The following is a 16,190-nucleotide window of genomic DNA, read 5'->3' on the forward strand; positions in this document are numbered from 1 at the left end:
TTAATTTAGAGTGAATTCAGTGTTTGCGAATCTCATGTGAATGATTCCAATATTTGGGACTAGAAAAATTTCGTTATTATTATTCTGATTATAAAGTCTAGTTACAGCACCGAAGGTGACTCCATTTAAAGTATAATTAGAAAGTTCTTCACGCAGTTTGGTAGAATAATAACCGCCAAAATTAGGCACGTTGTAATCTACAATGGTTGCTGTAAATCTGTTTGATTCAATTCTGTCTGATTCTAGGTCTATATAAATATCATAGCCAGAATTACTACGTATACTTACTCTTACATTTTCGAAGGAGTCTTTACAGCGACTTCCAGTAATGTTATTAAAACCACCGTTCTCATAGATATCTCTTTCATAAAACACATCATTGAAAGTTATAATATTTTGATTTTCATCTATAAAGGATGTGGAGTTAGTAGAATTATAAGGTAGCAATTTTACGTTATCTTCATTTAAATAATATGTATCGTTATCACAATAGCAAGATGCTAGAATCAGAGAGATTATTAAATAAATAAAAATCTTTATGACGGTAGCAATTTTAAAATTTGAGAAATCTTTTTCGAACATGAAGAAAAATTAAGAATTTTCTTGTATAATGATGGGATTATTATAACCTGACTTTCGCGAAAGCGAAACAAAAAACTATTTCTTTGCTAACTTCATACTGATAGTCTGATCATTATTATTCAATTTTAGAATATAAAATCCAGAATTAATTTCATTAAATTTTAAAGTTCCATTCTCAACATTCCCTTTCCATATTTCTTTACCGTCTAAGGAGTAAAGTTGTGCCGATCCAGTTTCAAAATTATTTAAGAAAAGTGTGTTGCCTGTCATTGGTATCGGATAAGCAGAAATTTCTTTTGCATCTTCAATACTCGCTGGTTGATCAGAATATCCATGAGCATAGTCAAATGGTAAGGCTAACGGGAAAGCTAATGGAAAAGGTGATTCACCATCAATTAAAAAATAATTAGTAAATGCTGTTGGGAATGAACTCTGATCTACAGTGCCAAAAAAAGCTCCTGCAGTATTTAACATACTACTAGGTATTTCTGCATACCACCATCCAGTTTCATTGGTCATAACTGAAAACATATTCCCGTTTTGATCACTTAAGTTTATGGTAGCATTTGAAATAGTAGTATCTGTTCCCTGAGTGTAAGCACCATCACCGTCATCATCTATATAGATAACTCCTATTCTTTCTGGCGTAGAGATTTGATAATCAGAAGAGCTGTCATCTACTCTATTACCTTGAAAATCAATTCCGTCAGATAGTTCAGTAATCGTGTTACCGTTTAAAATACCACTCACACTTGCTTGAGTAGAACCTAAAAAAGGAATTGAACCATTAAATCGATTTCCAGATATGGCGATTTTACCAGTGGCTGTTACGGTTGCACCAGGAGCAAGAGTTGAAGGGTTTAACGTCATTACAGGATTTATTGCGTCGGTATGATTTATGGTAAGGCTATTAATTGAATTATTAGAAATATTGGTTATTGTATAAGTTACGTCTGCATAGCCACCAACTCTACCCACAGTTACATCCATATCAAAATCAAGCTCGTTTTGAGCGTCAGAAAAGAGACATAATAAAGTAAATAGCAATAAGTGAGAAAGTTTCATGGCAGTAATTTCTTATAAAAATAAGAAATGAAAATTAAACTTTTACGAATTATGGTTTATTTCTTTGAATATGGAGGTTATCTCGCTTTCGCGAAAGCGGAACAACCATTAACTTTACAAAAACAATAATCATTAAATAAAATGTCCGTCTAAATTGTTACACTGAGGATGCTGAAGTGTTGTCAACGACGGTATTTGATTCCATAAACTTATGTCAGATTCTATCCTACTTCAAGTCGATAACGGCGTTGCAACCATCACCCTAAATAGGCCACAAGTCTTTAATTCTTTTAATCGTGAAATGGCATTTGCTATGCAAGAGGCGCTGGATCAATGTGCAACTAATGACGAAATTAGAGCGGTAATGATCGTAGGTGACGGTAAGGCGTTTTGTGCTGGACAAGATATACAGGAAATAACAAATCCAGATTTAAATCCTGGTTTTAAAGCGATTCTTGATGATCATTATAATCCGATAGTTTTAAAAATAAGAAACCTAGAAAAGCCTGTGGTGGCTGCTGTTAATGGAGTTGCCGCTGGTGCTGGAGCTAATATTGCTTTATGTTGTGACGTTGTCATTGCCACAGAAAGTGCCGCTTTTATACAAGCGTTTTCAAAAATAGGACTGATTCCAGATAGTGCTGGGACGTTCTTTTTACCACGATTAATTGGATTTGGTAAAGCAAGCGCCACCATGATGCTGGCCGATAAAATTACAGCAACTGAAGCCGACCAAATGGGAATGATTTACAAGGTCGTAAAGGATGAAGACTTTCTCGCTTTCGCGAAAGCGACATCACAAAAACTAGCTGCTTTACCTACAATAGCACTGGCTAATACAAAGAAAGCGCTGAATCAATCGTATAACAATACCGTAGAAGAACAGCTTGCGTTAGAAAGTAAACTGCAAATAGAAAGCGCTTCTACTGAAGATTATGCCGAAGGTGTTGCAAGTTTTATGGAAAAGCGAAAGCCTGTTTTTAAAGGAAAATAGAAAACAGTTTCTATAATTTAAAATAGTTCTTTAAGTAAACAAAAGCCTCTTCTATTGTTTCAAAAGTCTCAGACTCGCTTACCAGATCTGGTATGATATCAATAGATTCTAATTTATCTTTAGGTTGTTCTTGTAAACCAGTAAGGACTACTTTTACATTACGTTTTTCTAGGTCTAGAACCGCATTTTCTAAAGCATACAAACCAGATTGATCAATGTAAGGAACTCGATCTAGGCGAATTATCAACGCTTTTACTTCTGGAGAAAGTGCTTTAATAGTTTCTTGAAAGTGTGACGTGAAACCGAAGAATAGAGGTCCATAGAGGTGTTTTATATAAATTTGATTCTTAAAGGTCTCATAAAGTGCTTGCTCGTCTTTCCATGGTTGTTCACCGTCAAATCCTGCAAGAGTTCCTACTTCTAGTCCTTTTTCTCCTAGATCGCTTGCGCGTTTCATAAATAGTAAAGATGCCAGTATAACTCCTATACCTACCGCTTGTATCAAACTGCCAAATGTAGTCATCAACAGTACGATTATTAAAACTACGGCATCTGCACGTGGAACCGCAAGTAAATGTTTAAGTCCTTTTGTATCTATTATTTTAAAACCGATCGGGATCAAGATTCCGGCAAGAACCGCTAGCGGAATGTGCGCTGCAAGACCACTTAAACCTAATAAAACCGCTGCAAGAAACAATCCATGCAATACGCCGGATAGGCGCGTTTTACCTCCCGAATTGATATTTACTACCGTTCCTTTAGTAGCTCCTGCGCCAGGAATACCACCAAATATAGCAGCTACCATGTTCCCTATTCCTTGACCTATTAACTCTCTATTGCTATTGTGTTTGGTTTTGGTCATATTATCTGCGATGACTGATGTGAGTAAAGAATCTATAGACCCTAAAACAGCTAGAACTAAAGCATATTCGGCAACGAGAGCATAGGCACTCGAGTCAATATCCAAAATTCCATTCAACTTTAAAGAAGGTAATCCAGATGGAATATCACCTATGATAGGGACTTGCCATGGTAAAAAATAAGCTACTATTGAAACAACAATTAATGCTACAAGAGCGCTAGGAATTGCTTTAGTAATTTTAGGAAAAACATAATATATCAAAACAGTTAAAGCACCTAATACTAGTGCTTGCCAATTAAAACCTTCTATTAATAAAGGCATATCACCTAGGACTTTCAACGTGTTTTTAGGTGATACCATTCCGAAAAGCGGAAATATTTGAAGTAAAATGATGATTAAACCTACACCGCTCATAAAACCAGATACAACGGGATATGGGAAGTATTTAATGTATCCAGCTATATTTATAAAGCCAAAAAGCATTTGAATAATTCCACCGGTTAAAAATGTAAGGATGATAATAGGCATTGCGGCCTCTATGCTGCCTGTAAGTTCAATGGCTTTTACCACTAAAGCAGCAGATACAACAGTCATAGGTCCAGTAGGTCCACTGGCTTGAGTTGCAGTACCACCGAAGATAGCCGCAAAAACTCCTACAGCGATAGCACCGTATAATCCAGCAATGGCTCCTAAACCAGATTGAACGCCAAAAGCTAGTGCAAGAGGTAGAGCAACAACACCAGCCACTAAGCCACCAGTGAGGTCACCTTTTAAATTTTTAGTATCATAAAAAGAAGAAAGCATAGTACAATATTTTTATGTTGGCAAGTTATAAAAGTAACTTAATGTATGAAGTCATTAAACAAATCTAAGTCCTATTGCCTATAAGTTCAAAAAAAATTAATTATAAGAACATTTAATGATGTTTTCTATATATAAAGTGCTATTAAGACTTGTGAATTAAATAGATGACTTCCATAAGTAACTTATTATATTTGATGAGTAATAAAATGTAATAGTAACGAATACGATAAGGTGAACAATAAATTTATGGAAATTAATAAGTTAGGAGTCATAGGAGCGGGAACAATGGGAAGTGGTATTGCTCAGGTAGCTGCCACAGCTGGCTGTCAAGTGAAATTGTTTGATGTAAATCAGGCGCAACTAGACAAAGCCCGAGCTGCTCTAGAGAAGATAATGAACCGACTTATTGAAAAAGGTAGAATAGATGCTGCCGAGAAAAGTCGCATTCAGTCCAATATCTCTTATGTAAATACGATTAAAGATCTTGCTGACTCTGATCTTACCATAGAGGCAATTATCGAAAACCTAGATACAAAGAAAAAGGTATTTCAAGAACTGGAATCTTACGTGTCTGACAACTGCATTATTGCTTCTAATACATCTAGTTTAAGTATAGCGAGTATTGCAGCATCACTCGATAAACCAGAACGTTGTATAGGAATTCACTTCTTTAATCCTGCGCCATTGATGAAGCTTGTTGAGGTAATTTCTGCCGTACAAACATCCCAAAATGTGACGGACACTTGTGTAGAAACTATTGAGAATTGGAAAAAAGTTGTAGCTGTAGCAAAAGACACTCCAGGTTTTATAGTGAATCGTGTAGCACGTCCATTTTACAGTGAATCCTTGCGTATTTATGAAGAAGGAATAGCAAGTTTTGCCACTATAGATTACGCTTTAAAAGGACTTGGTTTCAAAATGGGGCCATTTGAACTGATGGATTATATAGGTCACGATGTGAATTATGTGGTAACGGAAACTGTTTTTGCAGCTTTCTACTTTGATCCACGTTACAAGCCGTCGTTAACTCAGAAACGATTGATGGAAGCCGGCTGGCTAGGGCGCAAATCTGGACGTGGTTTTTATGATTATGTAAATGTGGATAGTGAACACGCTTTCGCGAAAGCGGACCCAGTAAAATCTACTGAACTCATAAAAGAAATTCAAGATCGAGTTCTCGTAATGCTCATCAATGAGGCTGCAGATGCCTTGTTTTTAAACATAGCAACGGCTCAAGGAATAGATAGCGCGATGACCAAAGGTGTGAATTATCCAAAAGGATTGCTCGCTTGGGCAAACGAAAAAGGAATCGAATGGTGTGTAAATGAACTGGACGCGATGTATGATTTATACCGAGAAGATCGATATAGATGCTCACCAATATTACGTAAAATGAATAACAGTAATTTAGTCTTTGAGTTTGTGAGTCTCTGAGTTTAGAATTTAGGATAATGTTTAAAAGTGAATATCATTTTAAGTTTGAAGATTTAATTGTTTACCAAAAAGCGATGGCCTTTGGAGAGAGAATTAATAAAATAACGGAACAATTTCCCAAAAAAGAAATTTATAGGTTATCCTCTCAGTATTCTCGTGCCGCTGATTCTATTGCTGCAAATATTTCAGAAGGTTATGGAAGCACTGATGCTAATTTTAATAGATATCTCAAAATGGCATGGGATAGCAGTCATGAATGTGTGACTTGGAATACCAAAGCTTTCTTAAGGAAATATATAGATCATGAAGAGTTTGAAGAAAATAGAAGGATGTTGACAGAAATAGGTAAAATGATTTCGGCATTAAGACGAAGTCTTAAAAATAAATAACACTTTTACTCACAAACTCACAAACTCACAAACTCACAAACTCACAAACTCACAAACTCACAAACTCACAAACTCACAAACTCACAAACTCACAAACTCACAAACTCACAAACTCACAAACTCACAAACTCACAAACTCAATGACTCAAAAACTAAAAGGAACTGAGATACCAGCAAAAATGCTTTCACTTGATCCATATTCTACATGGTTAGGTATTGAAATCCTGTCGGTTGATATAGGTTGTGTAAAGTTAGGAATGACCATAAGACCAGAAATGCTCAATAGTATGGGAAAAGCACATGGTGGGATTACCTACTCGCTGGCAGATACTGCTTTTGGTTTCTCATCAAACACGCATGGTAAATTTGCCGTTTCTATAGAAACAAGCATCAACCACATAGAAGCACTTGAAGAAGGCGATTACATCACAGCAGAATGCACTCTAGACAAAACCAAAACCAAAGTAGGTTTTAACATCGTTGAGGTAAAAAAAGGCGATGAACTTGTAGCGCTTTTTAAAGGCGTGGTTTATAGGACTAATAAGGATTGGGAATGATTACTCCTTAATCAATTTCAGACTTTGTTTTCCAGTTTTATTCTCAACTTCGATGAAATAAAGACCTGCTTTTAGATTAGAAATACTGATCGACTTCTCTAAGATATCATTTTGTAAAGTAATCATTTTCACGATTCTTCCTAAATGATCAAAGATCTTTAAAGCTTTTATTTCAGATCGAGATTTAAGTGTTACTTCGTCCTTTGAAGGATTAGGGAATAGTGTTACACGATTTAAGCTTACATCTCCAAGTCCAGCTGTTTGAGCCACAGTAACCATGTAATCGTTTGTAATAATTGGGAAATTAAAGTCAAAGTAAATCTCTGCTTGATTCCCTATCATATCTCCTAACTGAAGTGTAGGTAACGACTTTATTTTGTAAATCAAGTAACCATCATTAGTCGCATCATTAAAATCTAGGTTGATGTTTTCAAAGATAAATTCAACTATGTTTCCTTCTATAATTCTAGTGCGCATAGGATGACTACTTGTTACTGGAATTAGCGTATTTATGTCGAGTTTAGAAAGGTCTATTTCATTTTTTACCACTATGTTAATGGCACTTGCAGTTCCTGTATTTTCAAACCTTATTTTATAGTGCAAATCCTTACCTAAATCTGTTGGGTCTAAAATTTCTCCTTCAAGACATGCGATGTCATTAGGATCAAAAGAGTTCACAACAATCTGATCGTATTCAAAAGTGTTATCTGCGGTGTTGATATCAGTTATTCCAGAAGGAGCAGAGATATTACCGTTAAAAGTCAATACATCACCACCATTCACTGATGGTGTCTCTATAGGTGAGTTGATATTAAAAGTTAAATTAATAATACGTTCTTCGTTAGGTTGCATTGTGCCAAAATCCCATCGTATAATACCGTTGTTTATACTTTGGAAAACGGTGTCTGAATTTAAAAAATCCATTCTAGAATCGTCAAAACTTAAAAATAGAATACCGTTTGAAGCTGCTGTTCCATTATTCTTATAGTGTAATTTATAGTCTGCATCAAAACCAGGTCTTGCCGGTTGATCTTCAAACATAATAGTAGAAAAATCTACAACTGTTCCATTAGGAATCAAACATATATCTTGAACAACATCTGGACTTCTCGTAGCAAAGTTTGCTGTAAAAAAAATTAATGAATTGTATAGTGCTGGTACAATAGGTTCTGGTGTGATCGTATACGTTCCTTCGGGCACATCAATTTGATAATCATATCCAGGCGATTCAAAAAAGATCGCACTAGACGTACCATTATTAACAGTAAATTTAAAGTCTGTGAATCTAAGGTCATTAACAGAACAGCCGTTGAGGTCTGAGTCTATACGCACAGTACCCATAATTTGATGTAAATCGCCTCCTGGAGAAAAGGTGCAATAAGTATTCAAATTTACATTAGATATACCACTGTTGTTGAGAGCTGCTGATAAGGATAGTATTTCGTCATTATCACCACATATATAATTGATATTATTAGTTCCAGTAAAGCTAATGATGTCTGTAATTCCATTTTTTATAATAAGTCGATCTATAGAACAATTATTAATTATAAAATTATTACCAAAAGTTGAAGTGTCTGTTTTTAAAAATGACAATTCCTGAAGATTTACCTCGTTATTAAATTGAAGATAATCTAATTGATTTCCATTTTCCAAACTTATATTTTCCAGTCCATTATTATCAGTATATAAGCCAAAAATGGAGTTATTATTTGCTTCTAAGTCGATTAGGTTAGGGTTATTTGTGATATTATTTCCAAAGAAGCCCACATTATTATTCATTTGAATTGATGTTAATAAAGGATTGTTTTCAATTTCAATTCCTGAAACAAATGCATTGTTATTATTGATAACAAGTGACGAGATATTAGTGTTTTTAATAAGTAATGAATCCAATTCTAACTTATTCGATAGACCAGTTAAAGACGTTAGCGGACAGTTGATAACAGACAGATAGTAAATACTAGTTTGACTAGATAAATCTAAAGCAGTGATAAGCGTGTTTTCCAGTTCTAAATTGCTAATATCGGGACTTGTGCTAACGTCTAAAACACTTATGTTGTTATTGTTTAAAGATAGTGATTGTAGAAGAGTGTTTTGAGATAAGTCAATAGAATTTAAAGAGTTATCATTTAATTTAAGATTCAGGAGATTATTATTTTGTGCAAGATCAATAGAGCTTAAGGAATTATTGTTAAGTCTTAGTAGTTCCAAATTTGGATTTTGAGTAACATCTATACTTGTTAAGCTATTATTTTCTAACGATAATTCTTTTAAATTAGGATTTTGTGTTACATCTATTGTGTTGATGGATGTATTGTCCAGCAATAATACTTCTAGGTTGGAAAGGTTACTTACGTCAATATTGGAAACTTGATTATCGTCTACAATAACGGTTTTTAGTGAACTCATAAAAAAAACAGGAACATAATTTACTTGACTATTTCTAATGATTAATTCCTCCAAGTTATTAAAAAACTGAATCCCTTCCAGCGATTGAATATTAACATTGAAACCCAAGTGTAGGATAGTAGCAGCATTAGCTTCAGACTGTTGGATTTGTCCGTCATTGTTTGTGTCTACATCAGAATCTGCGACTCCATTGCCAGTTGTGTCAGTTACATTGTTATTTACTAATATGTTTTTAAGTGCAACATCAGGTATAGTAATTATTTGCGCAGTGGTAGCAAAACAAATTAAAAAAGTAATAGCAATAAATAAATAGTTGGTTTTCAAAATAGTAAATTTTTGGTAAGATAATTCCTAATCACTTATAATACCTAATTATGGTATTAAAATCTCTAATGCGTATTTTTGATGAGAGAATTCCGCTTTCGCGAAAGCGGACTAAAAAAATAAATAAATGAAAAACACATATATAATAGACGGTGTACGTACACCAATTGGAAATTACAAAGGAACATTATCCACCATTAGGCCAGATGATCTTGCAGCGCACGTAATAAAAACCGTAGTAGAAAGAAATCCCAATATCCCAAAAGACGCCTACGCAGATGTCATAATGGGTTGTGCCAACCAAGCTGGTGAGGATAATCGTAATGTAGCGCGCATGGCTGGATTACTTGCTGGCTTACCAGTTACAGTTCCAGGAGAAACGGTAAACAGATTGTGTAGTTCTGGATTGAGTGCTATTGTGCATGCGCATAGAGCCATACAAACTGGTGATGGCGATGTCTTTATTTCTGGTGGAGTAGAGAACATGACACGTGGACCACTGGTAATTGCAAAACCTAGTAGTGCTTTTGGAACGGATTCAAAGATGTATGATTCTAGTTTTGGATGGCGATTTGTCAATCACAAAATGGCTGAAATGTACGGTGTAGACGGAATGGGTAATACAGCTGAAAACCTTGTAGAGAAATATACGATCTCTCGAGAAGATCAAGATGCCTTTGCAGCATGGTCACAGCAAAAAGCTGCTGCTGCTCAACAATCTGGAAGACTTGCTAAGGAAATAGTAGCCGTGGAGATTCCGCAACGTAAAAAAGATCCTATCATCTTTAAAGATGACGAATTTATAAGACCATCGACAACTAAAGAAATTCTTGCAAAATTACGTCCAGCCTTTAAAAAAGATGGTGGCTCTGTAACAGCAGGAAATTCTAGCGGATTGAACGATGGAGCTGCGGCCACTATTATCGCAAGTGAAGATGCGGTTAAAAAATATAACTTAAAGCCTATTGCGAGAGTGGTGAGTAGTGCGGTAGTAGGCGTGGAGCCTCGTATTATGGGAATAGGTCCTGTTGCAGCCAGTAATAAAGCACTAGAAAAAGCTGGATTGACTATGGATCATATGGATGTGATTGAACTGAATGAAGCATTTGCTTCACAAGCACTTGCCTGTACAAGAGCTTGGGGACTTGCAGATGACGATCCACGTTTAAACCCTAATGGTGGATCTATTGCAATCGGTCATCCACTAGGTGTTACAGGAACTCGACTAGCTTATAGTGCGGCTCTCGAACTCCAGTTGACTAAAAAGAAATATGCACTTATAACCATGTGCGTTGGCGTAGGACAAGGATATGCGATGGTAATAGAGAATGTTTAAAATTATAATTAACTTGCAGATAATCAATTAAATAAAATCACATGAAAAAATTATACACGTATTTAATAGTTTTTATATTATTCAGTGGTTTTATTCAGGCCCAAAATCCAGTCCTAACTGCAAGCGATTGGTTTTTAGAAGATCTATACGTAAACGGTAATTCTAATCTTCCATCTAGTATTAATTATATTACTTATAATGTAGAATTAAGCTTTACAGATACTGGCACAAATTATCAATTTGAAACATCTGTGTGTCCTGGAGCGGCTGACATAGCTGGTACTTTTGTTTATCCTAACGCGACTACAAATACCATGACACTTCAGTTTGTAGCACAAACGTTAGCACTTTGTTGCGACCCTAACCCCAATGGTATCCAAAACCCTGATCAAGACTGTTTAGATTTAGCAGGTTATAGTGGTATGTACATGCAATTTTTTGCAACCGGAATATCCCTTGATTTTCACTATGATATCGCCACGCTAGGTATTACTAATACTACCACTTTAACTATTACAAACCCCAATGGTGATTATGCCCGATATGGAAGTGTGCCATTATCTATCGATGAGGTTACAAGTGAAATCGATGTATTACTTGCCGCTAATCCTGTTAGAGATAGATTAATTCTTAAAGGATCGGATATAGATTACATTACAGATATTACGATATATGATCTAAGTGGTAAAAAATTATTGAACACAAATTTATACGATGAATTCATAGATATAAAAACATTAAAGTCTGGAATGTACTTATTACAAATTAAATTGTATGATAAGATGAAGACTATTAGATTTATTAAAGAATAGAATTAAGGATCAAATAATTATAATCAGTCAACCGCAAGAAAACTTTTGCGTGTATACCTTTCAACATAATACATTAATTCCATTAAAAAATTGATGCAAAATGCACCAATCAATTAAGTAAAAACAAAACTGTTTGGTTTAATGTGTAATGATTTAATCCAATCTTTCTATGAAAAAAGATGAAGTATCAACACTTCTCAAGTAAACGCGTCCAGCATCTTGAGTTTGACTCACGCGCACAGTTAACTCATCAAACGCGTTAAGATTGACGATTTCAGTGATGGTAATACTTCCATAATCTGGGCTAGTAGTATTTGCAGAACTCATTTCTTGACTTCTATATATTCCACCTATTGTTGTACCATTTATTTGCAACCTACCTTCCACAGCAAGTAAGCGCGCAGTAGTATTATTTGAAGTTCCTTCAAAGGATAAATTTATAACGACTTTGTATCTGCCTGATTCGCGCACTTCTAAGGTGGTATTGCTGGCTACGCGATAAACTGTCGCATTATCATTGAAATACACATTTCCAAAAATTTGTGCGTCTCTACCAACAGTATTTTGATTAAAATTATTGGTAGAACTTCCTGAAACAGAATTTCTGAATTTAGCCATACCTCCCACAACTCCAAAAATAGGCTCCCAGCGGTTGTTTTTGAAAAAGTAATAACCTGCTCCAGTTGTTGTATTAGTGTTATAAACTATAGTTCCATCTTCTGTTCCACTAGGCAAAGGAGCAACTGTGGAAAGATCATCTATGCTAACTTTAGGAAATAAAACTCCAGAAGTACCGGTAGGATCTTCAATTGTCAATGCAGCTCCCGTCGCCGGAGTATCTGTCCCGATCGCTACTTGCGCGTGTAAAAATGAGAAGGAAAGCAGTAAAAAAAATAATATGTAAAGAGATGTTTTCATTTGTAAGTTGGTTTAGGTCTATTCTCACTTTTCATGAGAATTATTACCTTAGTTTTTCAATAATTATAGCAGATAGATTGGGATCACGTTGATAAACCGCAGTTGTGCCTTCAACTCTCGTGCAGTTTACAGCAACTTTATCTCCTGCATTTAGTTCGATAATTTCAGTAAAGTATAATGTTCCATCATCATCAATTCCTCCTCCAGGATCTCCAGTTCGATCCAATTCTGAACTTCTGTGGTAACTACCGTCATATCTCACGACATTTGATGAATCTGTGATTTTTAATCTGCCTTGAATTGAGGCGCCTCCAGATACATTATCTTTCTCTAAACCTACGAAAACAGTAATTCTATAACGACCATCGTCGTCTACTTCTAAGTTTGTAAAACGCCCGTTAGCATCAGCTATTGGAGTGTATAGGGTAGAGGTTTCATCAAATACAGTATTGTCCATTAGCTCTACATCTACTCCAGCGCCTGCTTGATTTAAATTTACTGCAGCTACTGTTTCTATTGGGCCAGCGTGATCAAACTTTGCAGACCTATCAGCAAATAATTGAATAGGTGCCCATACAAAACCATTCCAGTAGAAATGACCTCTACCAGTAAATGCATTTGTATTATAAACCATTGTTCCTTCTTCTGTTCCCACAGGAAGTGGTGCAATTGTATTTAAATCAACAATATCAGCATCTGGCAGTTTAACACCTTTGGTCCCGCTACCATCATCAACATGAAGAACAGTCCCGACCGCAGGATCAGTTGTTCCTATACCGACTTGAGCAACAGTAAATTGACAAATCAAAAATGTTAAAATTAAAGCGAAGCTTACTTTCAAACTAGTGTTATCTTTGGTTAACGAATGCAATATTACATGATAACAACCTTGTTATAAATTCATTTTAAGTTAATTAAATTATTTTTCTACAAGAGGCACATTAAACCGTTTAAGCGTATAAAAATTAACTGATTAACAGATAATTAACTTAAGGTTTATTAAACATTTCAGATTGCAACTAACAATTGTTAGTCTTTAATTAGCACATTTTGTATTTTCGTCTCACAATTGGCTTTCCGCTTTCGCGAAAGCGAGATTACAACCATCTATTAAGAAATTATGATCCTAGAAAGTTACATCAATGGCCAGTGGCAAGCTGGTGAAGAGAAATCTACACGTAATATGTATGACGCCATTACTGGTGACATCATAGGTCTTACAAGTACTGAAGGTTTAGATATTGCTAGTGCGTTGCAATATGGTCGCGATCATGGTAAGGTGTTGAGAGATATGACGTTTCAGCAACGTGGTAACATGATTAAAAAATTAGCACTTTATCTTAATAAAAGAAAAAAAGCGTTTTACGACATCAGTTACAAAACCGGTGCGACTAGAGCAGATAGCTGGGTAGATATAGAAGGTGGTTTTGGAAACCTATTTGCAAATGCAAGTCTTAGAAAACTCTTTCCAGATCAGAGTTATGCCGTAGAAGGTGATCCTATCGATTTATCGCGTGGTGGTCGTTTTATGGCACATCACATTCTAGTACCTCGCAAAGGTGTCGCCGTGCATATCAATGCATTTAATTTTCCAGTTTGGGGAATGTTAGAAAAATGTGCTGTAAACTGGATGGCCGGTATGCCAGCAGTCGTATTGCCAGCGCCACAAACAGCCTTTTTAACAGAAGCTGTAGTACGCGAAATCATCAATTCAGGAATCCTTCCAGAAGGATCTTTACAACTCTTAAGTGGTTTGACCACAAGTATTCTAGATACGGTGAACTCACAAGATGTAGTCACCTTCACAGGTAGTGCGCATACCGGTAGAAAATTAAAAGCACATCCACGATTATTAGAAGAGTCAGTTCCGTTCACGATGGAGGCAGATTCATTAAATTCATCTGTCTTAGGACCAGATGCTGTTCCTGGAACTCCAGAATTTGACATATTTGTAAAAGAAGTACGTAAAGAGATGACCTCTAAAGCTGGACAAAAATGTACAGCGATTAGAAGAATTCTTGTCCCAGAAAACCTGATGGAAGACGTGCAAATCGAATTAGGAAAACAACTTTCTAAAACCGTTATAGGAGATCCTTTATTGAGAGAAACTCGCATGGGTGCTCTTATTAATAACGATCAAAGAGAAACTACTAAATCACAAATTTCAAAAATTGCTCAAACCGCACAAATGGTTTATGGTAACCTAGATGAGGTAGAAATTTTAGGAGATCGCGCCCAAAAAGGAGCGTTTATGTCACCTATTTTAATGCGAGAAGATCAACCGTTTAAAAATACCGCAGCTCATGAAGTAGAATGTTTTGGTCCTGTGAGTACGTTGATGCCATATAAAAATCTAGATGAGGCGATTGAACTGGCTCATATGGGTAAAGGCTCGTTGGTGAGCAGTGTAGTTACTGGTGATGACGCTTTCGCGAAAGCGTATACCATAAACGCAGCATCGTCACATGGTAGAATATTGACTTTAAATAGAGATAGCGCACCACAATCCACAGGACATGGCTCTCCATTACCACTGTTAGTACATGGTGGACCAGGACGTGCTGGTGGCGGCGAGGAAATGGGTGGACTGCGAGGTATAAAACATTACATGCAGCGTTGTGCCGTTCAAGGAAGTCCAACTTCATTAACTGAAATCACTGGAATTTATCAGCCTAATGGAGCTTATAAAAAAGCAGAGAATCATCCATTCTCATACCATTATGAGGATATCAAACCTGGAATGAGCCTAGAAACTCATAAACGAACTCTGACTGATACTGATATCCAGAATTTTGCAAACTTAACTTGGGATCATTTCTATGCGCATACAGATATTACCAGTCTAGATGGAAGTATTTTTAAGAAACGTACCGCCCACGGTTACTTTATCATCAGTGCCGCGGCAGGATTATTTGTTTATCCTAATAAAGGACCAGTAAGTGCAAATTATGGTCTAGAAGACATTCGTTTCTTGAGACCTTTATATCATAATGACACGATTTATGTACGCTTGACTTGTAAAGAAAAACGAGAAAGAGACGTTGCTGGTCGTGAACATCCATCTGGTATTGTAAAATGGTATGTAGAGGTTTTTGATGCAGAGCCAGTAGATTATGAAAATGGAAAGACTGATGAAGAAGCAACAGCTTTGGTAGCGGTAGCGACCATTCTCACCATGGTAGAGAAAAAGCAAACGGTATTTCCAGAAATTACAGAAGGCTATATAAAGTCTGCTTTAGCGAAATTAGATGCAAACGCAAAACCTAATTGGGGAACAATGACACCACAGCACATGGTAGAACATCTCGAGATGAGCTATAGAATTGCTAGTGGTGAGATTCAAGATTTTGAAGTTGCTACACCAGATGAATATCTAGAAAAAGTAGCAGCGACTTTGTGGAATTATGATAAAATGCCACAAAATCACAAAATGCCGTTGATGAAACAAGATGGAACGCTTGAAGATTTAAAACATGAAGATCTTGAAACTGCTAAAGCTAAAATGCTAGAGGCACGTGAGGAATATCTAGAATATTTCAAACGTAACCCTAAAGCAACGACAAAGAATGCTGTTTTTGGTGAGTTGAGTAAGTACGAGTGGACTTTGTTGGAGAGAAAGCATGTATATCACCATCTAACTCAGTTTGGAATAATTTCCGCGTAGGCTTATTTGTAGGTCAAGCCGCTGCAGAGCGGCTTCG

At 36.0% G+C, this 16,190-nt stretch carries 13 protein-coding genes; 7 read left to right on the forward strand and 6 right to left on the reverse strand.

Annotation, left to right across the window (positions count from 1 at the left end; translation table 11 throughout):
* Together DDD_RS10390 and DDD_RS10395 are read right to left on the reverse strand one after the other, a co-directional pair.
* The gene (locus DDD_RS10390) at positions 1–582 is read right to left on the reverse strand and encodes a hypothetical protein (RefSeq protein ID WP_015362801.1); all 582 of its coding nucleotides are present in this window, start codon (positions 580–582) and stop codon (positions 1–3) included.
* 75 nt (positions 583–657) lie between these two features.
* Positions 658–1,647, reverse strand: a complete 990-nt coding sequence (locus DDD_RS10395) for a T9SS type A sorting domain-containing protein (RefSeq protein WP_015362803.1) — start codon at positions 1,645–1,647, stop codon at positions 658–660.
* A gap of 211 nt (positions 1,648–1,858) precedes the next feature.
* Between DDD_RS10395 and DDD_RS10400 the strand changes: the two genes are divergently transcribed.
* Positions 1,859–2,641 (forward strand): enoyl-CoA hydratase-related protein, encoded by a 783-nt coding sequence (locus tag DDD_RS10400; RefSeq protein ID WP_015362804.1) that lies wholly within the window; start codon positions 1,859–1,861, stop codon positions 2,639–2,641.
* Positions 2,642–2,651: 10 nt separating this feature from the next.
* On the opposite strand, the gene DDD_RS10405 is transcribed toward DDD_RS10400, so the two are convergent.
* Positions 2,652–4,307 (reverse strand): SulP family inorganic anion transporter, encoded by a 1,656-nt coding sequence (locus DDD_RS10405; RefSeq protein ID WP_015362805.1) that lies wholly within the window; start codon positions 4,305–4,307, stop codon positions 2,652–2,654.
* A gap of 246 nt (positions 4,308–4,553) precedes the next feature.
* Between DDD_RS10405 and DDD_RS10410 the strand changes: the two genes are divergently transcribed.
* The 3 genes from DDD_RS10410 to DDD_RS10420 all read left to right on the forward strand — a co-directional run bounded on the left by DDD_RS10410 (position 4,554) and on the right by DDD_RS10420 (position 6,687).
* Complete coding sequence (locus DDD_RS10410; RefSeq protein ID WP_015362806.1) at positions 4,554–5,741, forward strand: 3-hydroxyacyl-CoA dehydrogenase NAD-binding domain-containing protein; 1,188 nt, start codon at positions 4,554–4,556, stop codon at positions 5,739–5,741.
* A 17-nt stretch (positions 5,742–5,758) separates the two neighbouring features.
* Positions 5,759–6,130 carry a four helix bundle protein gene (locus DDD_RS10415; protein WP_015362807.1) on the forward strand — a complete coding sequence of 124 codons (372 nt, stop codon included), beginning with the start codon at positions 5,759–5,761 and terminating at the stop codon, positions 6,128–6,130.
* A gap of 140 nt (positions 6,131–6,270) precedes the next feature.
* On the forward strand, positions 6,271–6,687 hold the full coding sequence (locus DDD_RS10420) for a PaaI family thioesterase (RefSeq protein ID WP_015362808.1): 417 nt from the start codon (positions 6,271–6,273) through the stop codon (positions 6,685–6,687).
* Here the strand turns inward: DDD_RS10420 and DDD_RS17280 are convergent, their stop codons facing one another.
* Positions 6,688–9,423, reverse strand: a complete 2,736-nt coding sequence (locus DDD_RS17280) for a T9SS type A sorting domain-containing protein (protein WP_015362809.1) — start codon at positions 9,421–9,423, stop codon at positions 6,688–6,690. It lies immediately after the preceding gene.
* Positions 9,424–9,550: 127 nt separating this feature from the next.
* On the opposite strand from DDD_RS17280, the gene DDD_RS10430 reads away from it, so the two are divergent.
* Both DDD_RS10430 and DDD_RS10435 read left to right on the forward strand, forming a co-directional pair.
* A complete protein-coding gene (locus DDD_RS10430; RefSeq protein WP_015362810.1) occupies positions 9,551–10,759 on the forward strand; it encodes an acetyl-CoA C-acyltransferase in 1,209 nt (402 codons plus the stop codon).
* 41 nt (positions 10,760–10,800) lie between these two features.
* Complete coding sequence (locus DDD_RS10435) at positions 10,801–11,571, forward strand: T9SS type A sorting domain-containing protein (RefSeq protein ID WP_015362811.1); 771 nt, start codon at positions 10,801–10,803, stop codon at positions 11,569–11,571.
* 153 nt (positions 11,572–11,724) lie between these two features.
* Here DDD_RS10435 and DDD_RS10440 read toward each other — a convergent pair whose 3' ends face one another.
* Together DDD_RS10440 and DDD_RS10445 are read right to left on the reverse strand one after the other, a co-directional pair.
* On the reverse strand, positions 11,725–12,489 hold the full coding sequence (locus tag DDD_RS10440; RefSeq protein ID WP_015362812.1) for a hypothetical protein: 765 nt from the start codon (positions 12,487–12,489) through the stop codon (positions 11,725–11,727).
* 43 nt (positions 12,490–12,532) lie between these two features.
* The gene (locus DDD_RS10445; protein WP_146250778.1) at positions 12,533–13,297 is read right to left on the reverse strand and encodes a hypothetical protein; all 765 of its coding nucleotides are present in this window, start codon (positions 13,295–13,297) and stop codon (positions 12,533–12,535) included.
* Positions 13,298–13,609: 312 nt separating this feature from the next.
* Between DDD_RS10445 and paaZ the strand changes: the two genes are divergently transcribed.
* The gene (paaZ, locus tag DDD_RS10450) at positions 13,610–16,153 is read left to right on the forward strand and encodes a phenylacetic acid degradation bifunctional protein PaaZ (protein ID WP_041567095.1); all 2,544 of its coding nucleotides are present in this window, start codon (positions 13,610–13,612) and stop codon (positions 16,151–16,153) included.
* Positions 16,154–16,190: the final 37 nt, after the last annotated feature.

This window comes from Nonlabens dokdonensis DSW-6 (assembly GCF_000332115.1).
Classification (GTDB): Bacteria; Bacteroidota; Bacteroidia; order Flavobacteriales; family Flavobacteriaceae; genus Nonlabens; species Nonlabens dokdonensis.